The 22,275-nt window shown below is 69.2% G+C and carries 24 protein-coding genes; 9 read left to right on the forward strand and 15 right to left on the reverse strand.

Annotation, left to right across the window (positions count from 1 at the left end):
- Positions 1 to 34: 34 nt before the first annotated feature.
- Positions 35 to 1,210: a molybdopterin molybdotransferase MoeA gene (locus tag ACWGE0_RS04865; protein WP_452259573.1), complete on the forward strand. Its 1,176-nt coding sequence runs from the start codon at positions 35 to 37 to the stop codon at positions 1,208 to 1,210.
- Here the strand turns inward: ACWGE0_RS04865 and ACWGE0_RS04870 are convergent.
- From ACWGE0_RS04870 to ACWGE0_RS04895, 6 genes are all read right to left on the reverse strand, one after another.
- Positions 1,186 to 2,355: a 4-hydroxybenzoate 3-monooxygenase gene (locus ACWGE0_RS04870; protein WP_452259574.1), complete on the reverse strand. Its 1,170-nt coding sequence runs from the start codon at positions 2,353 to 2,355 to the stop codon at positions 1,186 to 1,188. The genes ACWGE0_RS04865 and ACWGE0_RS04870 overlap by 25 nt on opposite strands.
- Positions 2,352 to 2,723 carry a 4-carboxymuconolactone decarboxylase gene (gene pcaC / locus ACWGE0_RS04875; RefSeq protein WP_452259575.1) on the reverse strand — a complete coding sequence of 124 codons (372 nt, stop codon included), beginning with the start codon at positions 2,721 to 2,723 and terminating at the stop codon, positions 2,352 to 2,354. The genes ACWGE0_RS04870 and pcaC overlap by 4 nt, the downstream gene beginning before the upstream one ends.
- Complete coding sequence (locus ACWGE0_RS04880) at positions 2,690 to 3,817, reverse strand: lyase family protein (RefSeq protein WP_452259576.1); 1,128 nt, start codon at positions 3,815 to 3,817, stop codon at positions 2,690 to 2,692. The genes pcaC and ACWGE0_RS04880 overlap by 34 nt, the downstream gene beginning before the upstream one ends.
- A 2-nt stretch (positions 3,818 to 3,819) precedes the next feature.
- On the reverse strand, positions 3,820 to 4,311 hold the full coding sequence (gene pcaG, locus ACWGE0_RS04885) for a protocatechuate 3,4-dioxygenase subunit alpha (RefSeq protein ID WP_452259577.1): 492 nt from the start codon (positions 4,309 to 4,311) through the stop codon (positions 3,820 to 3,822).
- Positions 4,304 to 5,041, reverse strand: coding sequence for a protocatechuate 3,4-dioxygenase subunit beta (gene pcaH, locus ACWGE0_RS04890; protein WP_452259578.1), 738 nt, complete (start codon positions 5,039 to 5,041; stop codon positions 4,304 to 4,306). Before pcaH ends, pcaG begins: the two co-directional genes overlap by 8 nt.
- A 69-nt stretch (positions 5,042 to 5,110) precedes the next feature.
- A complete protein-coding gene (locus ACWGE0_RS04895; RefSeq protein WP_452259579.1) occupies positions 5,111 to 5,236 on the reverse strand; it encodes a hypothetical protein in 126 nt (41 codons plus the stop codon).
- Positions 5,237 to 5,328: 92 nt separating this feature from the next.
- Here ACWGE0_RS04895 and ACWGE0_RS04900 point away from each other — a divergent pair, with 92 nt between their 5' ends.
- Both ACWGE0_RS04900 and ACWGE0_RS04905 read left to right on the forward strand, forming a co-directional pair.
- Positions 5,329 to 5,901 (forward strand): TetR/AcrR family transcriptional regulator, encoded by a 573-nt coding sequence (locus ACWGE0_RS04900; protein ID WP_452259580.1) that lies wholly within the window; start codon positions 5,329 to 5,331, stop codon positions 5,899 to 5,901.
- 110 nt (positions 5,902 to 6,011) lie between these two features.
- Positions 6,012 to 6,827 (forward strand): alpha/beta fold hydrolase, encoded by an 816-nt coding sequence (locus ACWGE0_RS04905; protein WP_452259581.1) that lies wholly within the window; start codon positions 6,012 to 6,014, stop codon positions 6,825 to 6,827.
- Here the strand turns inward: ACWGE0_RS04905 and ACWGE0_RS04910 are convergent.
- The gene (locus ACWGE0_RS04910) at positions 6,824 to 7,657 is read right to left on the reverse strand and encodes a cellulose binding domain-containing protein (protein WP_452259582.1); all 834 of its coding nucleotides are present in this window, start codon (positions 7,655 to 7,657) and stop codon (positions 6,824 to 6,826) included. The two genes, ACWGE0_RS04905 and ACWGE0_RS04910, sit on opposite strands and share 4 nt — an antisense overlap.
- A gap of 234 nt (positions 7,658 to 7,891) precedes the next feature.
- Between ACWGE0_RS04910 and ACWGE0_RS04915 the strand changes: the two genes are divergently transcribed.
- Complete coding sequence (locus ACWGE0_RS04915; RefSeq protein WP_452259583.1) at positions 7,892 to 8,308, forward strand: ribonuclease domain-containing protein; 417 nt, start codon at positions 7,892 to 7,894, stop codon at positions 8,306 to 8,308.
- 107 nt (positions 8,309 to 8,415) lie between these two features.
- Here the strand turns inward: ACWGE0_RS04915 and ACWGE0_RS04920 are convergent, their stop codons facing one another.
- From ACWGE0_RS04920 to ACWGE0_RS04945, 6 genes are read right to left on the reverse strand one after another with little or no spacing between them, the layout of a single operon-like run.
- Entirely contained in the window at positions 8,416 to 10,128 is a 1,713-nt protein-coding gene (locus ACWGE0_RS04920) for an FAD-dependent monooxygenase (protein ID WP_452259584.1), read from the reverse strand.
- Positions 10,125 to 11,048, reverse strand: coding sequence for an amidohydrolase family protein (locus ACWGE0_RS04925; protein ID WP_452259585.1), 924 nt, complete (start codon positions 11,046 to 11,048; stop codon positions 10,125 to 10,127). The genes ACWGE0_RS04920 and ACWGE0_RS04925 overlap by 4 nt, the downstream gene beginning before the upstream one ends.
- Positions 11,045 to 11,377, reverse strand: a complete 333-nt coding sequence (locus ACWGE0_RS04930) for a DoxX family protein (RefSeq protein ID WP_452259586.1) — start codon at positions 11,375 to 11,377, stop codon at positions 11,045 to 11,047. The genes ACWGE0_RS04925 and ACWGE0_RS04930 overlap by 4 nt, the downstream gene beginning before the upstream one ends.
- The gene (locus ACWGE0_RS04935) at positions 11,374 to 12,948 is read right to left on the reverse strand and encodes an AMP-binding protein (protein WP_452259587.1); all 1,575 of its coding nucleotides are present in this window, start codon (positions 12,946 to 12,948) and stop codon (positions 11,374 to 11,376) included. Before ACWGE0_RS04935 ends, ACWGE0_RS04930 begins: the two co-directional genes overlap by 4 nt.
- Positions 12,945 to 13,823 (reverse strand): fumarylacetoacetate hydrolase family protein, encoded by an 879-nt coding sequence (locus ACWGE0_RS04940; RefSeq protein ID WP_452259588.1) that lies wholly within the window; start codon positions 13,821 to 13,823, stop codon positions 12,945 to 12,947. The genes ACWGE0_RS04935 and ACWGE0_RS04940 overlap by 4 nt, the downstream gene beginning before the upstream one ends.
- Positions 13,820 to 14,929 (reverse strand): VOC family protein, encoded by a 1,110-nt coding sequence (locus ACWGE0_RS04945; protein WP_452259589.1) that lies wholly within the window; start codon positions 14,927 to 14,929, stop codon positions 13,820 to 13,822. Before ACWGE0_RS04945 ends, ACWGE0_RS04940 begins: the two co-directional genes overlap by 4 nt.
- A 99-nt stretch (positions 14,930 to 15,028) precedes the next feature.
- Here ACWGE0_RS04945 and ACWGE0_RS04950 point away from each other — a divergent pair, with 99 nt between their 5' ends.
- The gene (locus tag ACWGE0_RS04950) at positions 15,029 to 15,661 is read left to right on the forward strand and encodes a TetR/AcrR family transcriptional regulator (protein WP_452259590.1); all 633 of its coding nucleotides are present in this window, start codon (positions 15,029 to 15,031) and stop codon (positions 15,659 to 15,661) included.
- Positions 15,662 to 15,663: 2 nt separating this feature from the next.
- Here the strand turns inward: ACWGE0_RS04950 and ACWGE0_RS04955 are convergent, their stop codons facing one another.
- Both ACWGE0_RS04955 and ACWGE0_RS04960 read right to left on the reverse strand, forming a co-directional pair.
- Positions 15,664 to 16,221 (reverse strand): AAA family ATPase, encoded by a 558-nt coding sequence (locus tag ACWGE0_RS04955; RefSeq protein WP_452259591.1) that lies wholly within the window; start codon positions 16,219 to 16,221, stop codon positions 15,664 to 15,666.
- 8 nt (positions 16,222 to 16,229) lie between these two features.
- Complete coding sequence (locus ACWGE0_RS04960; RefSeq protein WP_452259592.1) at positions 16,230 to 18,164, reverse strand: potassium transporter Kup; 1,935 nt, start codon at positions 18,162 to 18,164, stop codon at positions 16,230 to 16,232.
- Between the two features lie 526 nt (positions 18,165 to 18,690).
- Here ACWGE0_RS04960 and ACWGE0_RS04965 point away from each other — a divergent pair.
- From ACWGE0_RS04965 to ACWGE0_RS04980, 4 genes are read left to right on the forward strand one after another with little or no spacing between them, the layout of a single operon-like run.
- On the forward strand, positions 18,691 to 18,972 hold the full coding sequence (locus ACWGE0_RS04965; RefSeq protein ID WP_452259593.1) for a metal-sensitive transcriptional regulator: 282 nt from the start codon (positions 18,691 to 18,693) through the stop codon (positions 18,970 to 18,972).
- 18 nt (positions 18,973 to 18,990) lie between these two features.
- Entirely contained in the window at positions 18,991 to 19,197 is a 207-nt protein-coding gene (locus tag ACWGE0_RS04970) for a heavy-metal-associated domain-containing protein (protein ID WP_452259594.1), read from the forward strand.
- A 3-nt stretch (positions 19,198 to 19,200) separates the two neighbouring features.
- Positions 19,201 to 20,028 (forward strand): hypothetical protein, encoded by an 828-nt coding sequence (locus tag ACWGE0_RS04975; protein WP_452259595.1) that lies wholly within the window; start codon positions 19,201 to 19,203, stop codon positions 20,026 to 20,028.
- The gene (locus ACWGE0_RS04980; RefSeq protein ID WP_452259596.1) at positions 20,018 to 22,216 is read left to right on the forward strand and encodes a heavy metal translocating P-type ATPase; all 2,199 of its coding nucleotides are present in this window, start codon (positions 20,018 to 20,020) and stop codon (positions 22,214 to 22,216) included. The genes ACWGE0_RS04975 and ACWGE0_RS04980 overlap by 11 nt, the downstream gene beginning before the upstream one ends.
- Positions 22,217 to 22,275: the final 59 nt, after the last annotated feature.

Here is a 22,275-nt window from a genome sequence, read left to right on the forward strand (position 1 = left end):
ACAGTATGAGGTAGGCTATACCACGGGAGCCCTGATGAACATGCCCTGGACGTTGGCCCGTCAGACGGCACGGGAAGCGGCAAAGCCGCTGGACGCCGTCGAGCTACCCCTGGCCGACGGCCTGGGCCTCGCACTCGCCTCGGCCGTGCGGGCCCTCGCCGGCCAGCCGACCTGCGACACCTCGGCGATGGACGGGTACGCGGTGTGCGGGCCTGGCCCGTGGACCGTCGTGGGGCGGGTGGCCGCCGGTGATCCGGTACCTGGTGCGCGGCTTGGCGGCGGGGAGGCGTTCGCGGTGGCGACGGGTGCGCCGGTGCCGGACGGTTCGGACCACGTGATCCCGGTGGAGCTGTGCACGGTCGAGGGAGCGCTGCTGCGGGGGTCTCTTTCCCAGCCCGGCAAACACATCCGCCGCCGCGGCGAGGACTGGTCAGCCGGCGACGAACTCGTCCCCGCCGGCTCCCCCGTCACCCCCGCCGTCGTGGGCCTCGCCGCAGCCGCCGGCCACGACACCCTCCTGGTCCACCGCCGTCCCCGCGTAGCCGTGATCGTGACCGGCGACGAACTCCTCCACTCCGGCCCGCCCCACCCAGGCCGAGTCCGCGACGCGATCGGCCCGATGCTCCCGGGCCTGCTCACCGGAGCCGACCTCCTCGGCACCGCCCACCTGCGCGACGACCCCGCAGCCCTCGCCGAGGCCCTCACCTCCGCCGAAGCCGACGACCCCGCCGGCGCCGAAGCCGACGTCCTGGTCACCTGCGGCGCCACCTCAGTGGGCCCGGCCGACCACCTCCGCGGAGTGCTGGCCGGGCTGGACGCCGAGATCCTGGTCAGCGGCGTCTCCTGCCGCCCAGGCCACCCGATGCTGCTCGCCGTCCTCCCGGACGGCCGCTGCGTCGTGGGCCTACCGGGCAACCCGTTCGCCGCCCTCGCCGCGGTGCTGACCCTGCTCCAGCCACTCCTCGACGCCCTCGGCGGCCACACCGCCCGCCCGCCGATCACCGCCTGGCTTCCCGATGTCGGCGCGCACCCCAGAGACACCCGCCTGATCCCGGTCACCAGGACAGGCACCTCGGCCACTCCCGTCGGCCACGATCGCCCCGGCTCGCTGTGGGGTGCCGCGCTCGCCGACGCGCTGGCCGTGGTGCCGCCCGGTCACATCGGCGGAGCGGTGGAGCTGCTCACCTACGCGGGCCAGCGGCCGGTGTAGCCCTCGGCCAGGAACCTAGAACCCGCCTCCGAGCCGACCACCGATCGCAGCTCGCCGAGTTGCCGCCGCACGTCGAAGTCCGTCGCGCCGGGCAGGGCGTGCAGCATGGTCGTCATCCAGTACGAGAAGTGCTGTGCCTTCCACACCCGGTCCAGCGCGCGCGGCCCGTACTCGTCCAGCGCGTCGACGTCGTTCTTGAGCAGCGCGCGTTCGATGACTTCGGCCAGGACCTTCACGTCGGCCAGCGCCAGGTTGAGGCCCTTCGCGCCGGTGGGCGGCACGGTGTGGGCGGCGTCGCCGGCCAGCAGGAGGTTGCCGTGGCGCATGGGTTCCGCGACAAACGAACGGAAGCGCAGCACCGTCTTCTCGGTGATCGGTCCCTCGTTCAGCGTGAACCCGTCCGGTCCGGCGACGCGCGCCTGCAGTTCCTCCCAGATCTGGGAAGCCGACCAGGACGCGGGGTCGGTCTCCGGGTCGCACTGGAAGTACATCCGCTGGTGGGTCGCGGTGCGCTGGCTGATCAACGCGAACCCGCGCGGCGAGTGGGCGTAGACGAGTTCGGGGGCGCTGCGCGGGGCCTCGGTGATGATGCCGAACCAGGCGAACGGGTACTCGCGGAAGCTGTGCGTGCGCAGGGATTCCGGCACCTGGGCCCGGCAGATCGACCGCGAGCCGTCCGCGCCCACGAGCAGGGTGCAGCGCACTTCTTGGCGGACGCCGTCGCTGTCGGTGAACCGGATGGCGGGTTCGTCGAGGTCGACCGACGTGTCGCTCACGCCGAACCGCACGTCGCCACCGTCGCGCGCGCGGGCGTTCGCGAGGTCCACGAACACGTCTGTCTGGGGGTAGAGCCAGACCGATTCGCCCACCAGCGCGCGGAAATCGACGCGGTGGCTCTCGCCGCCGAACCGCAGGTCGATGCCCTCGTGCGGATGCCCGTCCCGCAGCACCCGGTCGGACACCCCGGTGTCGACGAGCAACCGCGCGCTGTCGGCTTCCAGGATGCCGGCGCGGACCGTGTTCTCGATCTCCACACGTGTCCTGTTGTCGACCACGACGCTGTCGATCCCGTTGAGCGACAACAGGTGCGAGAGCATCAGCCCGGCCGGTCCGCCGCCGACGATGCCGACCTGGGTACGCGTCATGAGAACTCCTTCAAGGCTTGCCGTGCCACCGCGAACGCGTGGTTGGCCGCGGGCACTCCGCAGTAGATCGCGCTCTGCAAGATCACCTCGCCGATCTCCTCGGCGCTCAACCCGTTGCGCCGTGCAGCGGCGACGTGCATTTTCAGCTCGTCCCAATGTCCCTGCGCGATCAACGCCGTGAGCGTGATCGCACTGCGCATCCGCCGGTCCAGGCCAGGCCGTGTCCAGATCTCGCCCCACGCGTACCGGGTGATGAACTCCTGGAAGTCCTGTGTGAACTCGTCCGGCGCGACCCGATCCACGTGCGCGTCCCCGAGCACTTCGCGCCGAACCTTCATGCCGTCGTCGTAGGACACCGCTTCTCCCATCGCTCCAGAACCAGGTCCACGAACGACTCCGCGGCTCCGAGGTACGAAGCCGGATCCGTGCCACCGCCCCGTTCCGCCAGCAACTCGCCCGCTGCCTCACGAGCCCGGCGCGCCATCACATCGGCGTGCACCTCGAGCCCCTCCACCAGTTCGGCCGCCTGCGAAGCCGCCACCACCGCCAACTCCAGCAACGACCGCAACGCAGGCCACTCCGCGTGCCAAGCCCCGTCCGGACGTTCATCGACCGCTCGCGCCGAACAGAGATGCAACTGCGCCCCCAGCTGCGGAGCCTGCAAAGCCGCGCTGTTCACCAGCACCGACAGCACCGGATTCCGCTTGTGCGGCATGGTCGACGACCCACCTCGCCCCGCCACCGCGCCCTCACGAACCTCACCGATCTCGGGCCGCCCCAACGTCAGCAGATCCGCGGCCATCACCCCGAGCGCGTCGCAAGCCCGCACCACCGCATCCCCGAGCCGCGTCACCGGCGCGCGATAGGTGTGCCAAGGCATCCCCGGCCACACCAGCCCCAGGTAACCGGCGAACGACGACGCAGCCGCCATCGGATCCGACTCCACCCGAGCCAGCGTCCCCGCCGCTCCCCCGCACTGCACCGGCAGGTTCCGCGCCACGACGTCCAGCTCGTCCAACGCGTCCAGCACGCCGACCAGCCACCGCGCGGCCTTCAGCCCGAACGTGATCGGCACCGCGAACTGCGTCAGCGTCCGCCCCGCCATGACGCTTGCCCGATGCTCGTCGGCCAGCCGGGCCAGCGCGCCAGCAACCCGTTCCAGATCAGCGGAAACACGCGTCAACACCTCGCGCGCCAACAACATGAGCGCGGAATCGAGCACGTCCTGACTCGTCAGTCCAGTGTGGACCGGACCGGAAACCCGCTCCCGCAAAGCAGAAACCAGCGGCAACACCGGATTCCCCGCAGCTTCGACCTCGCGAGGGTCCAGCACGGGAACCCACGCCCCCAGCGAAACCGGGGTACCGAGCACACGAGCCCATGCGACCTCGACCGACAGCATCGCCCGCACCAGCGCGGCGTCGTCCACCAGCCCGGCGGCGCGATACGACCCCGGCAGCACGATCAGGTCCGCGGAAACTTGAAGAACACCGTCTCGGACGGCCCCTGCAGATGAATGTCGAACCGCAGCCGCCCGTCCGGCTCGCGCGTGGCCACCAGCCCGTCGACAGCCCCGGCCGCACCGGGCAGGTAGATCCGCGTGAACAGCCGATCCAGCAACCCGCGCGCGAACACCGTCACCGCGAAGAATGGCAACCCCGGCTCAACGGTGCTGAACCAGTAGCGCCCGGCGCCGTCCGTGCAACTCCGCCCCCATCCGGTGAACCCGGCCCCACGCCGCCGCAACGACCCGCCGACCTTCGGCACCACACCGGACGCGTCCGCCTGCCGGATCTCGATCATCGCGTCCGGCACCGGCGTGCCCTCGCCGTCGTAGACGTGTCCGTGCAGCACAACGGATCCAGCCGAGCCGAACGGCACCAGCTCGGAGTCGCCCGCGTAGGCCAGCGCGTGATGGAAGAACGGGCCAACGGTCTGCCCCGGCGTTTCAGTCATCGGACGGCTCCAGGTAGGTCGCGTGGCTGCCGGTCAACACGATGTCCCACCGATAGCCGAGCAGCCACTCGTGCTCGGACTGGGCGTGGTCGTAGGTCGCGATCAGCCGGGACAGAGCGTCCGGTGAGGTGATCGACTGGGCGATCGGGTCCAGCGCCAGCAACTGGTCGCCGGGGAAGTACATCTGCGTGATCAGCCGCTGGGTGAAGTCCGTGCCGAACAACGAGAAGTGGATGTGCGCGGGCCGCCAGGCGTTGTGGTGGTTGCGCCACGGGTAGGGCCCCGGCTTGATCGAGGTGAACGAGTACCAGCCGTCGTCGTCGGTCAGGCACCGGCCGACCCCGGTGAAGTGCGGGTCCAACGGCGCCGGGTGCTGGTCACCCTGGTGCGAGTAGCGGCCGGCGGCGTTGGCCTGCCAGATCTCCACGAGCTGACGGCGCACCGGACGACCGTCACCGTCGAGCACCCGCCCGTGCACCCGGATGCGTTCGCCGATCGGCTCGCCGCCGCGCTGGACGGTCAGGTCGGACTCGACGGCATCGACGTCGGAGTGCCCGAAGACCGGGGCCAGCAACTCGGCACCCTCGGGGTCGACGAGCTGCAGCTCCTTGGTCGGGTGGCGCAGCAGGGTGCTGCGGTACGGCGGGAAGTCCAGCAGCGGCGCACCCTTCGGTGAGTCGGCCTGGAGCTTCGCGATCTCGTCGCTGATCTCGTGCTGGCTGGTCGTCACACGACCAAACGCTAGGCAAACGCACCGGAGGTCGTCGACTGGAGGTTTCCACTGAACGGAAGACGTGGCCTACGCACAGAACGGCTCAGCGTCGGACCACTCCCAGTGGACGTGGCCCGACCGTGCCAGGTCCAGGACGTATTCGCTGATCGCCGACGCCACCACGGCGGACACGAGGTCATCCGTGATGGTCACGCGGTAAGTGTTCTCAAGCACTTGTTGACCCACACCCTCGTGTCGGCCGACCCTAGCTTGACCTAATTGAGACGACCGCTCATATTGGGTGTATGCCCAGGGCAAGTGTGCGAGAGCAGATCGTCGACGCCGCGTACGAGCAGTTCCACAGGCACGGCTACAACGCGGCGGGCGTCAAGCTGATCACCGACAGCGCCGGCGTGCCCAAGGGCTCGTTCTACAACCACTTCGAGAGCAAGGAAGCGCTCGCCCTCGTCGTGATGGACCGCTACGGCGAGTCGCGGCACCTAGAGACGTTGGCGGACAAGAAGGTGGCGCCGCTGACGAGGTTGCGCGACCACTTCGAGTTCCTCGCCAAGGACATCGTCGAGTTCGGCTACGAGCGTGGGTGTGTGTACGGCAACTTCAGCGTTGAGGCGGCCGACCACATCCCGGCGATCCGCGAGGGTGTCCGGGGCGGGTTCGACTACTGGTCAGAGGCGATCACGGCGGCGGTCCGCGAGGCGCAGGAGGACGGGTCGGTGACGTCGACGCAGGACGCCGCGACGCTGGGCCGGTTCCTGGTCAACGCCTGGGAGGGCGCGATCGTGGGCGAGCGGGCCGCGAAGGACGGGTCGTCGTTCCAGGCGTTCTTCACGATCGCGTTCGACGTCCTCCTGCACTGAGCCGACCGCGCCTGACCTGACCGCGCCAGACCCGACCGCGCCAGACCAAGGAAATATGACCGGTCGTCTCAGCCCTTGACGATTTCAAGACGACCGGTCATATTGGAGGCATGAACGACATCAACCCGCGCTTCCGCACCATCGACGGCCTGTCGATCCGGTACGCCGAGAGCGTCAGCGACAAGCCCGCCGCCCTGCTGCTCAGCCCGTGGCCGGAGAGCATCTACGCCTACGACGCGACCTGGTCACGCCTGGCGGAGCACGCCCACCTGATCGCGGTGGACCTGCCCGGCTTCGGGCACTCCGAGCTGCGCGAAGACCTCATGAGCCCCAGCGCGATGGGCGAGTTCATCGTCAAGATCGCCGACGCGTTCGAGCTCGAGAAGCCCCACGTCGTCGGCCCGGACGTCGGCACCAGCGCCTCGCTGTTCGCCGCGGCCACGCAGCCCGAGAGGTTCCGCAGCGTCGTCATCGGCAGCGGCGGCGCGCTGGTGCCGACGGATCTCGGCAGCCCGTTGCAGGAGTGGGTGCACGACGAGGACCTCGCGCCGTACCGGGCGATGGGGCGCAAGGACGTGGTGAACATCGCCATGGGCGCCATTGAGGGCTACGAGTTGCCGGACGTCGTGCGGCAGGACTACCTCGCCTCGTACCAGGGACCGCAGCGGTTCGTCGAGCAGATGGCGTACGTCCGCGCGTATCCGACCGACCTGCGCACGCTGGGCGATCTGCTGCCCGGCATCACCACGCCGGTCCAGCTGATCAACGGCGAGCACGACCCGTTCGTGCCGGTGTCGAACGCCGAGTACCTGCACGGACGGCTGCCCAACAGCAAGCTGGACCTGATCGACGCCGGCCACTTCGCGTGGGAGGAGAACGCGGACGAGTACGCCCGCGTCGTCACTGAGTGGTGGCAGAAGCACTAGCCCGCGGTGCAGGCAGCACCGTTCAGCGTGAACGCGGTCGGCACGGCGTTGAGGCTGTTCACGGTGCCGTTGAACCCGAGCGAGATCGAACCGTCGGCCACGATCAGCGAGGTGTAGCCGGCGTTGGTCACGGTCACGTCGGCACCGGACTGGGACGCCGTGGCGTTCCACATCTGCGTCACGGTCTGACCGTCGGGGAACCGCCAGCGCAACGTCCAGCCGTCGATCAGCGCACCGCTGACGTTGCGCACGGTCACCTCCGCCTGGAACGAACCGGGCCAGGTGCTGATGACCCGGTAGACGACCACGCAGGGCGACGCGGGCGGCGGCGCGGCGGAGGTCGAGGTGGGCGGCGGTGGCGCAGGAGTCGACGTTGGACACTCCTGCGCCCACAGCCCGATTTTCGCCTTCGACGCCTTGGTCTCCGCTTCCATCAGCGGGCCACCGTCCACGCCGGACGTGCGCAGCACGCCGGCCGACACGGCCGCCAGCGCGAAGTCGGTGCCGTCCGGGAGCATCAGCGACACCTCGCCGGGGGTGATGCTGTTGACGCGGACTTCCTTGTCCAGCAACGTCTTCGTCGCGAAGTCCAGTGCTGCGGCGGCGGTGCACGGAACCGGCTCGGCCAGCAGCGAGATGCGGGCGCGGGTGCCGTTCGCCAGCTCGACGGTGCGACCGTCGAAGACGGATCGCACCTTCGTGGACGGCAGGTTCTCCACCGGCGGAGGAGATGAGACTTGTGGTGCGGGGCGAGGTGTGCCGCCCTGCTCCGCCGTGCAGGCGGCGAGGAACAGGGTCAACAGCACCAACAAGTGCTTCCGTGCTGCCATAGGACAAATTTATCGCCGGTGGCAGCGCGCGCAATCGGCTGTTCGGAGTTGATCAACTCGGGCGTTCAGAGGCTGTGATCGGTGAAGAGCCGATGTTTGGCCCAGGGCTGCGCCATTTGTGCGAACGTGAAGCGGTCACAGCCGTTGCGCGGATGGTTCCCTGCCGTTCACCGGCTCGTGGTGATCAACAGAAAAGATCACGACATCCACGATCCCTGCCGATGGAGGTCTGAAGTGCAAACCCTGCAACCGCACTGGACACGTCGCCTGCTCGCCGCCCTCGCCATCGTCGCGTCCGTGCTCGGCGTGACCACGGTCGTCACGCCCGCCGCCGACGCCGCCGTCTACAACTCCTGCACGCAGTCGCGCTGTTCGGCGGCCGTCAGCGCCAACTCGACGTGGCGCTCGAAGGGTTACCCGACCCAGCGCCAGTGGTACGACTGGCCGAACGGGCAGTGCAACTTCGCGGGCGGCACGTTCCAGAACCGCGAGGGCCAGCTGCCGGCCGGCCACACCTACCAGGAGTTCGACGTCTATCCGCGGGCCTGCAACGCAGCCCGGGACGCGTACCGGATCGTCCGGGACCGCACCAACGGCTACGTCTACTTCTCGCCGGACCACTACGCGAACTTCTACCGCATCACGACCTGAGTGCTTCACTGGGCGCTGCGGTCGATCCACGACCGCAGCGCCCACCAGGTGTGCAGCGTCATCAGCACGCGTCGGACACGAGCAGCCGCCGCGGCGGCGGAACGGGCCTAGCGGGCCAGGATTCTGGTCAGCGCCCCGAGAAGTTCCGCGGCGGGATCTGCGGTCTCCCCTGTTGACCGCCACGCCACGAACCGATCGGGGCGCACCAGAACCGCGCCCCGGTCGGTGATCCCGCGGTGCTGCGTCCACGTCGAGCGGGGATCGAGATGATCCCCCTCGACGTGGCCGATCCTGACCGCGTCGACCGGCACCGACAGGTTCGCGGCGGCCTTCTCCGCCGCCGTGAGCCAGTCGTGGCCCTGCTCCCCCGCGATGAGCAGGAACCGGCCTGGGCGCACCAGGTCCATGACCGGGACACCGTCGTCGAGCCACGCGTGCGGCAACGGGTGTCCCGGTCGTGTTCCCGGTTGGTACAGCCGGATGGGGTCCGGGTTGTGCGGCGCTTCCGTGCCGTCCGCGATCACCGCCGCCGACTCGTAGGTGTAGCCGTACTCGACGTTGAGCTCGTCGAACTCCATCGACTGGGCGGCGATCGCCCGTTGCCCGGTGCCCTCGCTCCAGACTCGGCGGAGCGCCTGCCAGTTCTCCTCCGCGGACTGGTCCGGGTTCATGCCAAGCGATTGCGTGGTGACGAGGTGGTTGATCGCGTTGTCGATCGCCCGCTGGACGTTGCGGGCGGTCGTGGGCTTGCGTTCGGGCTCGTAGGTGTCGAGGAGGGCTTCGCTGGACTGTCCGTTCAGGACGGCGGCGAGCTTCCAGGCGAGGTTGTGCGCGTCCTGCACGGCCGAGTTCAGGCCGAGACCACCGGTCGGCGGGTGCCGGTGGGCCGCGTCGCCGAGCAGGAACACCCGGCCGGCGCGGAACCTGTCCGCCACCACGCCTTCCAGTGACCAGCGCGTGATCATGTGGATCTCGTAGGCGTCGATGCCGAGCGCGGTCCGCATGTCCTCCTCCACGGCGGCGTCGTCGAGCGCGCGGTCGTCGTCGGAGAGGTAGTTGAGGTGGAACACCCACTCCTCGGAGTCCGGGCCCCACCTCTCCGGGCCCATCGGCACGAGAACGCCGCCGACTCCCCTGTGCGGCAACGACAGCCAGCGGATCAGCACCTCGGGGTCGCGGGCCCACGGTGAGAGATCGGCGGTGAGGTGCACGGTCACCATGCGTGCCACGTCGCGGTGGCCCTCCATCGTGACGCCGACCGCCGGGCCGACCGTGCGGCCGCCGTCACACCCGAGCAGGTAGCGGCTGCGGACCTCGTAGGTGGTGCCGTTGTCCTTGTCGAGGATCGTGGTGGTGACGCCGTCGTCGTCCTGGCTGATGGAGATCACGTCGTGGCCGAACCGGATGCGGCCGGGTGAGAGTTCCTCGGCGCGCTGCTTGAGAAGGGGTTCGAGGCGGATCTGCGGCAGGTTCGTCGGCCGGCACGCGCTGGCCGCCGCCCACGCCGGGTTCTGCCCGCCCGCGCCCCAGCACTCGATCCTGCCGAACCGCCTGCCGAAGTCCGGGTCGTCGCCGCACAATCCGGCGTACCAGGCGGTGTGCGACATCTGGTGCGGTGGCGTGCCGCGGTCGTAGACGACGTCCGCGAGGCCGAGGTCGCGGAAGATCTCCATCGTGCGCTGGTTGAGGTAGTGGGCCTTGGGCAACGCGCTCGTCTCCGGACGGGCGTTCACCAGCAGCGTGTCGATGCCGAGCTGAGACAACAGCATCGACGCGGTGAGACCTGCTCCGCCGCCGCCCACGATGAGAACGTCGGTCATGAGTTTCCTTTCAGACGCGGGAACAACGCCTCGGAGTTGCCGCGGTCGATCGCGGACCGCAACGCCGGGTCGAGGGGGTGCTGCTCGTACTGGCCGTTGATGAACCCCACCGCGATCGGTGGCGCGAACGGGAAGTCGCTGCCGTAGGTGATGTGGTCCGGATCGGCGACCTCGAGCAGGCTCGGCAGCGCGGCGGGCGTCGCCGACAGCGCGATGTCGAAGTAGAACCGCTTGAGCACGTCGAGGCTCGGGGTCATCTGCTGCTTCGCCATCGTCAGCAGGATCCGGTAGGCGATGTAGGGCACGAATCCGCCGGCGTGCGCGAGGATGAACCGGACGTTCGCGTACGTCGTCATCGCGCCGGACAGGATCAGGCTGATCGCGGTGCGGGTGGTGTCCAGCAGGAAGTCCGCGGTGAACGTCGGGATGCCCGGCACCGGTTCGGCGGGCAGTTCGCCGGGGTGCACGAACACCACGGCGGCGCGCTCGTGCAGGAACTCCAGCAGTGGCACGAAAGCCTTGTCGCCGAGGTAGCGGCCCTCGTAGTTCGCCAGGAGCACGATCCCGTCCGCGCCGAGGACGTCCAGTGCGTACCTGGCCTCCTCGATCGCGCTGTCCACGTCGGGCATCGGGAGCGTGGCGAAGAAGCCGAACCGGTCCGGGCGGCGGTCGCGCAGGTCGGCGCAGTACGCGTTGATCTCGCGGGCCCACCTGCGAGCCTCGTCGACGTCGCCGAAGTACACGCCTGGCGTCGACAGCGACAGGATGCCGGTCTGGATGCCGTGACCGTCCATGAACTCGATCGCGGCGGCTTCCGACCAGTCCGGGACGTCGACGCCGCCAGGACGGATTCCCTTTTCCTTCAACCACTCCGCGTACCGGGGCGGGACGAGGTGTTGATGCGTGTCGATGCGGTTCACAGGACCACCAGGTATCCGATGACGAGCAGCGCGCACACGACAGCCGGTGCGCTCTGCGGGAGGTTGTCTTTGTTGCGGACGTGCGTGATCAGCGCTCCGGCGAGCAGGAGCAGCAGGCCTGCTGCGGCCAGGCCGCCGAGCAGTGGGACGGCGAGCCCGGCCAGAACTCCGGCGGCACCGGCGAGTTCGAGAGCCCCGATGCCCCGGTAGGCCGGGACGGAGAAGCCTGAGTGAGTGGCGAGTTCACGTGCCACGGGCAGCGCGAGAACCTTGGCGGTGCCCAGGCCCGCGAAGATCACGGCGACGAGAACGGCGAGCGCGATGGTCACTTGAGCCTCCAGGCCACGGTGTACCGGTCCAGCACCGGTTCGGCTTCTTCGGTGGCCAGCACGACGATCGCGCCGTCCTCGATCACGACCTCCACGTCGAGGTTCTCGAAGGCACGGCGGGTCGCGTCCGCCCTCAGCGCCACCTTGTAGGGCTTGCCGACGGCGGTCAGCGGCAACGCGTCGAGCACCACGACCTCCTTGGGTGCGGCCGCCCGTTCCGGCACCCGCTCCCCCGCCCAGTCGCGCAGCTGTTCGGGTGTGGCTTCGCCGGAGACCGTCACATAGGCGATCGGGACCTCGCCGGCGTGCGGATCCGGTCGGCCGACAGCACTCGCCGCGGTCACGGCGGGATGGCTGAGCAGCGCGTCCTCGATCACCGCCGGGTCGATGTTGTGACCGCCGCGCACGATGAGGTCCTTGGCGCGCCCCGAAAGCCGGACGAACCCGTCGTCGTCGACGCTCGCCAGATCACCGGTGTCCAGCCACTCCCCCGGCTCCTCCAGCACGCCAGGGCTCGTCACGTAGCCCGCGAACACGGTCGGGCCGCTGATCGCGAGCACGCCGTCCGCCTGGACCTTCACCTGCTGGTACGGCAGGCGTTGCCCGACCGAGCCCGGCCGCGGCGCGTCCGGGAAGCTGCGGGCGCTGGCGCAGGTCGCCTCGGTCAGGCCGTAGCCCTCGACCAACGGCACGCCGGTGTGCGATTCGAAGGCGGTGCGGACGGCGGGTGGCAGCGGCGCGGCGCCGACCATCGCGAACCGCAGGCTGCTGATGTCCGCGTTCACCGGGCACTGCGCCAGCACCGAGTAGACCGTCGGCACCGCGCTCATCGTGGTGATCCGGTGGTGCTCGACGATCCGCCAGAACTCGCCGTACAGCGCGGGATCGCGGTACCCGAGCGGCCCGGCCCACACGACGTGCTGGCCCTTGAACAACGGCGAGAGCAGCGTGACGATGAGGGCGTTGACGTGGAACAACGGCAGCGCGGCGAACAGCACCGAGTCCTCGTCCAGCAACCCGTTCGCGGCGAGCATCCAGGCGTTGGCGACCTCGTTGGCGTGCGTGTGCGCGGCGAGCCTCGGCGCCCCGGTGGTGCCGCCGGTGTGGAAGAACGCCGCCAGGTCTGTGCCCCGCGGCAGCTCACCGTCGAATGTGGACGGACCAGGCTCGCTCAGATCGGGTGCGCGGGCGCCGGAACGGGCCAGGAGTTCGCGGACGTGCTCGGGTGACAGGTCCGGGTTGATCGGCATGGCGATGCCGACGAGTTGCGCGGCGAGGATCGCCGGGATCATCACCGAGCGGTCGGCCGACATCAAGGCGATGGGATCGTTGCGCTGAAAGCCTTGGTGCCGAAACGAGTTGGCATACCCGTGGACCTGAGCGAGCAGTTCGGCGAACGTCCAGGTCAGCGGTTCAGGCAGGATCGTGATCGCCCGGCGGTGCGGCCACAGGTCGGCGGCCCGCTTCAGCAACGCGTAGGTCGAGCCGGGCAGACCTCGGTCGCTCAGCGGCACCGACTCGATCTCGGCGAGGTCCTCCGGCGCGGAGTAGCGCGGCCACCACAGGCTCATGCCCTCACCACCGTGCGCTGGCGGCCCAGGTCGAGCTTGCCGTCGTCGGTGCCGATCGCGATCTCCACGACGTCGCCGTCCGCGAGGTATTTGGGGTTCTTCGCCTGAGCCTGGAAGAACATCCGCCACCTGGTCGCGGCCGGCAGCAGCGACGCGAGCAGCTGGACGGGCTTCGGCGGCGCGCTCAACGCCGTACCGACCGGCGTGCCGGTCAGCACCAGGTCGCCTGGATCGAGTCGTTGAAACCGGGTCAGCGCGCGCAACGCCTCGTGCGGCGGGTAGATCATGTCGGCCGCGGTCATGTCCTGGCGCGGTTCGCCGTTGACCCACAGCCGCAGCCGCAGGTCCGTGAACCTGTCCAGCTCGCCGGGATCGAGCAGCAGCAGCACCGGGCCGGTCGGCGTGAACGTCGGGTACGACTTCGACTCGTAGAACTGGGTCTTCGGCAGCTGGAGATCGCGCGCGGAGACGTCGTTGGTGATCACCAGACCGGCGATCTCGTTGCCGGCGCCCATGACCAGGCCGATCTCGGCCTCGTAGTCGAGCAGCCGCACGTGGCCCGGCCGCACGATGTCGTCGTGCGGCCCGCTGATCGAGCCGGACGACTTGCGGAAGAACGTCAGCGGCGTGGTTTTCGGGTCCATCCCGGCGTCCCGGACGTGCGAGACGTAGTTCGTCATCTGCGCCACCACCCGGCACGGCGCGGTGATCGGCGACAACAGCGTGAGGTCGCCGACCGGAACCGGTGAGCCGACGGTCTGGAGAGAGCCGGTGACGAGTTCGCCCGTGGTGCGGGCGGTGGTGTCGATTCTCGTTGCGCCGTCGGGGGTCTCGACCCACCAGGCGTCGGCGGTGCGCAGGACGGAGGTGCTCATGAGACAGCTGCTTTCAGCATGCCGCGCAGGCGATGCAGGTCGAATTCGTTGTCCTCGAACAGACCGTTCGTCACGGCGATCAGTTCTGCGGGCCGGACGCCGAGGAAGTCCCTGGTGGCGGGCGGTCCCCACTGGGCGAGGCCGGACGCGGTCATCGGCGCCCAGCCGGGGTCGAGCGAGCAGTCGAACAGGTCGCCGTCGCTGAAGTGCTCGACCAGGAACCCTTCCGGGTCGCGCCAGTAGTCGAACAGCTGGCTGCCCTGGACGTGCCGGCCGATGCCCCACGAGCGCCGGTAGCCGTGGTCGAGCAGGTACTCCCCGCCCGCGGCGAGCGCGTCGAGGTCCGCGACCTGGTACGCCGAGTGCACGTAGCGGTTCGACGGGCCGAGGGTGAGCGCGAGCGTGTGGTGGTCGGCCGGCGCGTCCCCCCGGTCGCAGCGGATGAAGCTCATGATCGGCCCGCGCTCGCGTTGTCCCGGGTAGAACAGGAAGTCGCTGACGATCAGGCCGAGGTGTTCGAGATACCAGTCGAGCGTCTCGCGGTACTTGGTGGTCTGGATGACGACGTGCCCGAGCCGCTGCACCCGCGCCGGCTCGCGTTCCGGCCGTTGCGAAGCGTTGAGGCGAGGGTTCTGCCCGCCCGCGTTGATGGTCAGTGGTGCCTGCGCGGGCAACGCGGACAGGTCGTGCATGTCCGCGACCACCCTGATCGGCAGCCCGCCTGGGTCCCTAAGCGTCGTGGCCACCCCGCCGAGGCTCTCCGCGAGCCGGTACACGGTCGTCTCGGCCGCGTCGGCGAGTCGCAGCACGTCGCGGGCGTCCGCCGCCCGGAACGCCGGCCCCAGGAACCGTTCGCGCGGGCCCTTGCGGATCAGCACGCACGGGGCGCCCGGATCCGTGCCGCGCAGATGCAGCTCATCGGCCGTGCGCAGTGCCGTGGTGAAGCCGAACGCGGTGGCGAACTCCTCGGCTTTGCGCAGGTCGGGCTTGGTGAACTCCAGCCACGCGAGGTCGTGCGCCTTGATGATCGGATCGCGGGCCCGGCCGGGATGCTCGCCGGAGAGCGCGCCCTGCTCGCTGTGCAGGCCGGTGTGCGGATCACTCATCATCGCTCCCTTCTGACGAAATCCTCAATTACGAGGGTGTCGTCAGTCAAGCAGATTCTGAGGATTTCGTCAGTTGTGACGTTCGACTAGACTGGATGGGTGACCGAGAACCGTCTGGAGCGCCGCAAGGCCCGCACCCGTGCCGCGCTGGTCCGCGCCGCGCAGGAGTTCATCGCGGCCGGGAGGCTCAACGCCCCGATCCTGGAGATCACCCAGAGCGCGGACGTCGGAATGGGCTCGTTCTACAACCACTTCCAGACCAAGGAAGAGCTGTTCCACGCGGCGCTCGAGGACGCGCTGGACACGTTCGGGCAGGTGCTCGACAGCCTCACCGGCGATCTCGACGACACCGCGCACGTGTTCGCGCAGAGCTTCCGGCTGACCGGGCGACTGCACCGGCGACTGCCTGAGCTGAGCAAGGTGTTGCTGCACAACGGCTTCGAGCTGACGAAGTCAGGCAGGGGCCTCGCGCCGCGGGCCCGGCGCGACATCGACGCGGCCCTCGCGGCCGGACGCTTCACCGTCGCGGACTCCGAAATGGCGATGGTGGTCGTCGCGGGCGCGCTGCTCGCGCTCGGCCAGCTGCTGCACGCCGAACCCGGCCGCGACGACGCGGCGGCGACCGACCAGGTCACCGAGGACCTGTTGCGAATGCTGGGAGTTCCGCCGGACGAGGCCCGCGACATCAGCCGCAGGCCGTTGCCCGACGTCGACGGGTCACAAGTCGCCTAGCCTCACTTCCCCAGCACCTCGAGGACGCGTTTCACCGAGCTGTCCGGGGATTCGACCGCCGAGTCGAGCACGAGGTGGTCTTCCTCCCACGGCTCCCACAGGCCGCGCATGCGCTGGACGTGCTGCCACTGAACCGTTGCGTGCCAACCAGGAATGCCCCGGCTGCGCCCCTCGACCCGTTCGCGGTGCACGTCTTCGTCCGAGCACACGCACTCGACGCCGACGAACACGCCACCGAGCCGTTCGGTGAGTTCACGCAATTGGCCACGCGCTTCGCGGGTGTGCCCAGCCGCGTCCACGACGACGTCGATCCCCAGTTGGACGTGCCGCGCGACCAGGGCCGTGAGCTGCAGGTCCACCACGGATTCGGCGTTCTCGTCGGTGATCGCGCGTGCGAGCACCAGGGAACCCAGCACCCAGTCCATCGAGAAGATCGGTGTCTTCAGCTGCCGCGCCAACGACTCCGCGAGCGTGCTCTTGCCCGTGCCGGGGATGCCCGCGACGAGCACCACCTGGGGACTCTCGGTGGTCGGCCGCAGGTTCAGATAGGGCTCCGTCATGGCTCTACCTAAACATCGATGTGGGCGCCCATGATCACTGTTCGCTCTCGGGGCAATCCGAAGTGCTCGGCGGCGTCCGCGGTGATGTACGAGGTGGCGATGAACAGCCGTTTGCGCCAGCCCGCCATCGTCGGCGACTTCCCGCGCTGCAGCTCGATCTTCGACAGGAAGTACCGCGCCTGGCCGAGGTTCAGCTCGCCCTCGGTCCGCTCCGGATCCAGCAACGCGAGCGCAGCCGGCACGTCCGGCGTCTCCATGTACCCGAAGCGGGCGCTCACGTGGATGATGCCGTCGTCGCCGTACCCGAGGTCGTCGACCTCGACCCGCCGCTCCGCCGACACCCGCGGCACCGGTTCGGTCTCGATGGACACGATCACCACGCGTTCGTGCAGCACCTGGTTGTGCTCGACGTTCGCGCGCATGGCCAGCGGCGCGGTTTCCTTGCCGCGATTGAGGAACACAGCCGTGCCGGGCACGCGCGTCGGCGAAAGCTCGTGCAGTTCCTCGATGAACGCCTGCAGCGACCCTTCCGCCTCCCGGCGTTCCTTGGTGACGATCGCCCGGCCTCGTTGCCACGTCGTCATGACCGTGAACGCGGTGAGCCCGATCAGCAACGGCAACCACGCGCCGTGCAGCAGCTTGGTCAGGTTCGCCGCGAGGAACAGCAGGTCAACACCCAGCAGCACCACGCATCCGAGCCCGATCGCCCAGGCCGGCGCCCCGAACTTCCAGCGCGCGATGAACAGGAACAGCGACGTGGTGATCGTGATCGTGCCGGTGACCGCCATGCCGAACGCGAACGCCAGTGCCGCCGAACTGCGGAACGCGAACACCAGCGTTAGCACCGACACCATCAGCACCCAGTTGATCCACGGCACGTAGATCTGCCCGATCGTCGACTCCGACGTGTGCGCGATCCGCAACCGCGGCAGGTACCCGAGCTGCGCCGCCTGCGACGCCACCGAGTACGCCCCGGTGATCACCGCCTGCGACGCGATGACGGTGGCCGCCGTCGCCAGCACCACCATCGGCCAGCGCCCCCACTCCGGCACGAGCAGGAAGAACGGCCCGCTGATGTTCCTTTGATCCTCCAGAATCAGCGCGCCCTGTCCCATGTAACTGAGCACGCACGCGGGCAACACCAGGAACAACCACCCGCGCGCGATCGCCGGCCGCCCGAAGTGCCCCATGTCCGCGTAGAGCGCCTCGGCCCCGGTCACCGCCAGCACGACCGCCGCCAATGCGAAGAACGCGATGTCGAAGTGCCCGAACAAGAACCCGAGCGCGTACGTCGGCGACAACGCCTTGAGGATCTCCGGATGGCCCGCGATCCCGGTGATCCCGGCCGCGCCGATCGCGACGAACCACAGGATCATCACCGGCCCGAAGAACCGCCCGACCGCCGCACTTCCCCGGCGCTGCACCAGGAACAGACCCACGATGATCACTGCGGTGATCGGCACGACGAACCGCTCGAGCTCCGGCTCGACGATCTTCAAACCCTCCACCGCCGACAGCACCGAGATCGCCGGCGTGATCATGCTGTCGCCGAAGAACAACGCAGCGCCGAAGATCCCCAACGCCGCCAGCGTCGCCGCCGCCTTGCGCCCCTGCCTGGCCTTCCACCGGCGCAACAACGTGATGAGGGCCATGATCCCGCCCTCGCCGTCGTTGTGGACCCGCATCGCCAGCAACACGTAGGTGATGGTCACGATGATCATGACCGACCAGAAGATCAGCGACACGACCCCGTAGACGTTGTCGACGCTCACCGGCACCGGATGCGGGTCGGCCGGGTTGAACACGGTCTGGATCGTGTAGATCGGGCTCGTGCCGATGTCGCCGAACACGACACCGAGCGCGCCGACGATCACCGCGAGCCGGACGGTGTCGTGGGCGAGCTTCTGGCGGGACGGCGTGTCCGCAGTCTGCTGATCAGCCACGAGCAACCCCCTCGACCGCCTGCTGCCCGCAAGATAACCGCCGCTCAGGTCCGCCGCAGAGCGCGAGCGGGTGATCTTTACGCGTTCTTGACGGCCTGGAGGTGGCGGGGGCGAGCACGGTGCCGCTGCACCGCTGAGCAACCCGCTCCCGATGCACCGCCGGGCAACCCCGCTCCCGGTGTACCGCTGGGTAGCGGCCCCAAGATGACCATCGCGCGATTGGGGCTTGACTTTGGGTTCGAGGCGCTACCGTGTTCGGATCGGCCGGGCTCTTCATGCCCGGCTTTTGAAGGCCGACCAGTGCCTCGAAAGGGCCCCGAAGTCAAGCCCCAATCGCAATCGTCGCGAAGCGGCGATGACGTGCCCGCACGCGGCAAGGCCCAGGCGACCACCCACACAGCTCAACCGCACCCGCCCACCACTGCCCTTTGACATACCCATACCCCCCTAGGGTATAAATGAGGCGAGCCCACCGCTCCCCCGGCATCACCAGCCGGCCGCGCGGTGGCCGGAGAAGGAGCGAGACATGCACGGCTACGCCGAGAACAAGGACGCCCACCTGCGCCGCCTCCGCCGGATCGAGGGGCAGGTCCGCGGCTTGCAGCGGATGATCGAGACCGACGAGTACTGCATCGACGTGCTCACTCAGATCTCCGCGGCCACCAGGGCGTTGCAGGCGGTCTCACTGGGGCTGCTCGACGAGCACCTCAAGCACTGCGTGAGCCAGGCCATCAGCGAGGGCGGGACCACGGCCGACGCGAAGATCGCGGAGGCCAGTGACGCCATCGCCCGCCTGGTCCGCTCCTAACCCGTGAGGAGATTGACCATGAGCGAGTCCGTCTACACCGTCAGCGGCATGACCTGCGGCCACTGCGTGAGTTCGGTGACCGAGGAGGTCGGCCGGATCGGCGGGGTCAGCGGTGTCGCCGTCGACCTGCCCACCGGGCGCGTCACGATCACCAGTACCGCGCCGGTCACGTTGGACGACGTGCGGGCCGCGGTGGCCGAGGCCGGCTACGAGCTGGCGGGTTGAGTGATGAAGACCGGATACAAGGTCGCGCTGTACGGGGTGGCGCTGGCCGTCGTCTTCGGCGGCACCTGGGCCGTGGGCGCCGCAGCAGGACCGGCACCCGCGCAAGCACCACCGGCGGCACACAACGAGCACGAGCCCGAACCGGCGAAGGTCCCACCTGGACTGTCCGTTTCGGACAACGGCTACACGTTGGTGCTGCACAAGAACGAGTCGCTCGGCTTCCACATCGCCGGACCGGACGGCAAGCCCGTCACGAAGTTCGCCGTCGAGCACGAGAAGCGCCTGCACCTGATCGTCGCCCGCCGCGACGGCTCGAACTTCCGGCACGTGCACCCGGAAATGGCAGCGAACGGCATGTGGTCGGTGCCGCTCCAGCTCCAGGAAGCGGGCAGCTACCGGGTGTTCGCCGACTTCAGGCCGGAGGGCGGGGCGAAGACCACGCTCGGCGCGGACGTCGAGGTCGCGGGCGACTACCGGCCGCGTACCTACCTGAACAGCAGCACGTTCGAGGTCGACGGGTACGAGGTGTCCCTCAACGGTGAGCTCACCGCCGGCAAGGCCTCGACCGTCACGATCAACATCAGCAAGAACGGCCGGCCCGTCGCAGATCTGCAGAACTACCTGGGTGCCAAGGGACATCTGGTCGCGTTGAGGTCAGCCGACCTCGCGTACCTGCACGTACACCCCGAGGAGAGCGCGGAAGTGAAGTTCGCCGTCGAGGTGCCGACGGCCGGGACCTACCGGCTGTTCCTGGACTTCCAGCACGACAACAAGGTCCGCACGGCGGAGTTCACCCTCACGACCCACGAGGAGGGCGGTCATGGGCACTGACACCATCGAGATCTCGATCGGCGGCATGACCTGCGCCTCCTGCGCCGCGCGGATCGAGCGCAAGCTCAACAAGCTGGACGGCGTCGAGGCGTCGGTGAACTACGCGACCGAGAAGGCGCGGATCAGCTACGCGGGCGCCCTCACGCCCGCCGACCTGGTGAAGGTCGTCGAGGACACCGGCTACACCGCCGAACTCCCTGCTCCCCCAAGCGAAGAACCAAGCGCAGAAGCAGCGCACGACCCAACGACGACTCTCCGGCAGCGGCTGATCACGTCCACCGTGCTGGCCGTGCCGGTGATCGCGCTGGCGATGATCCCGGCGCTCCAGTTCACCTACTGGCAGTGGCTGTCACTCGCGCTCGCGGGGCCGGTCGTCACCTACGCCGCGTGGCCGTTCCACAAGGCGGCGTGGACGAACCTCAAGCACGGCGCCGCCACGATGGACACGCTGATCTCCATCGGCGTCGGCTCGGCGTTCCTGTGGTCGCTCTACGCGCTGTTCCTGGGCACCGCCGGCACGCCAGGCATGAAGCACGGGTTCACGTTCACCATCGAACGGATGGCCGGGACCGGCAACATCTACCTCGAGGTCGCGGCGGGCGTCACCACGTTCATCCTGGCCGGCCGCTACTTCGAGGCGCGGTCCAAGCGACGGGCGGGAGCAGCCCTCAAGGCACTGCTCGAACTCGGCGCGAAGGACGTGGCCGTCATCAAAGACGGCCGCGAGGTCCGCATCCCGACCGGCGAGCTGAAGGTCGGCGACCTGTTCGTCGTGCGGCCCGGCGAGAAGATCGCGACCGACGGCGTCGTCGAGGAGGGCAGCTCCGCGGTCGACGCGAGCATGCTCACCGGCGAGTCCGTGCCGGTCGAGGTGCGCCCCGGCGACTCGGTCGTCGGCGCCACGGTCAACGCCGGCGGGCGGCTGGTCGTGCGGGCGAACAGGATCGGGTCCGACACGCAGCTCGCGCAGATGGCGAGGCTGGTCGAGGACGCGCAGAACGGCAAGGCCGAGGTGCAACGCCTCGCGGACCGGATCTCCGCGGTGTTCGTGCCGATCGTCATCGCCCTCGCCGTGGGCACGCTGGGCTTCTGGCTCGGCACGGGCAACGGCGCGGGTGCGGCGTTCACGGCCGCGGTGGCGGTGCTGATCATCGCCTGCCCGTGCGCGCTGGGCCTGGCCACGCCGACCGCGCTGCTCGTCGGCACCGGCCGGGGTGCCCAGCTCGGCATCCTGATCAAGGGGCCGGAGGTGCTGGAGTCCACCCGCCGCGTCGACACCGTGGTGCTCGACAAGACAGGCACCGTGACGACCGGCCGGATGAGCCTGGTCAGCGTCCACACCACCGAAGACGAGGACGAGGTCCTCCGGCTCGCGGGCGCGTTGGAGCACGCCTCGGAGCACCCGATCGCCAAGGCCATCGCGGCGGCGGCCGGCGAGGTGCCGCAGGTCGAGGACTTCCGGAACATCGAGGGACTCGGCGTGCAGGGAGTCGTCGACGGGCACGCCGTGCTGGTCGGCCGGGAAAGCCTGCTCACCGACTGGAGCATCCAGCTCGACGCCGACCTCAAGAACGCCAAGGAAGCGGCGGAACAGCAGGGACGCACCGCGGTGTTGGTCGCGTGGGACGGCAAAGCACGAGGCGTGCTCGTTGTCGCGGACACGGTGAAGCCCACGTCGAAGGAAGCGATCGCGGGGCTCCGGAAGCTCGGTCTGCGTCCGGTGCTGCTGACCGGTGACAACGAGGCAGCGGCCAGGGCCGTGGCCGCCGAGGTCGGCATCGAGGACGTCATCGCCGAGGTGCTGCCCGCGGACAAGGTCGACGTCGTGAAGCGTCTGCAGGACGAGGGACGGGTCGTCGCGATGGTCGGCGACGGCGTGAACGACGCCGCCGCGCTCGCCCAGGCCGATCTGGGTCTGGCGATGGGCACAGGCACGGACGTCGCGATCGAGGCCAGCGACCTCACGCTGGTGCGGGGCGACCTGAACGCCGCCGTGGACGCGATCCGGCTGTCCCGGCGCACGCTGTCCACGATCAAGGGCAACCTGTTCTGGGCGTTCGCCTACAACGTCGCCGCACTGCCGCTCGCGGCGCTCGGCCTGCTCAACCCGATGATCGCGGGCGCCGCGATGGCGTTCTCCTCGGTGTTCGTGGTGAGCAACAGCCTGCGGTTGCGCGGCTTCCGCTGACAGGGCCCACACGGCGCGTTTCGTAGCCTCGGCACATCAGTTCCCGATGAACAGGAGCA

Source organism: Lentzea sp. NPDC054927, from assembly GCF_053610285.1.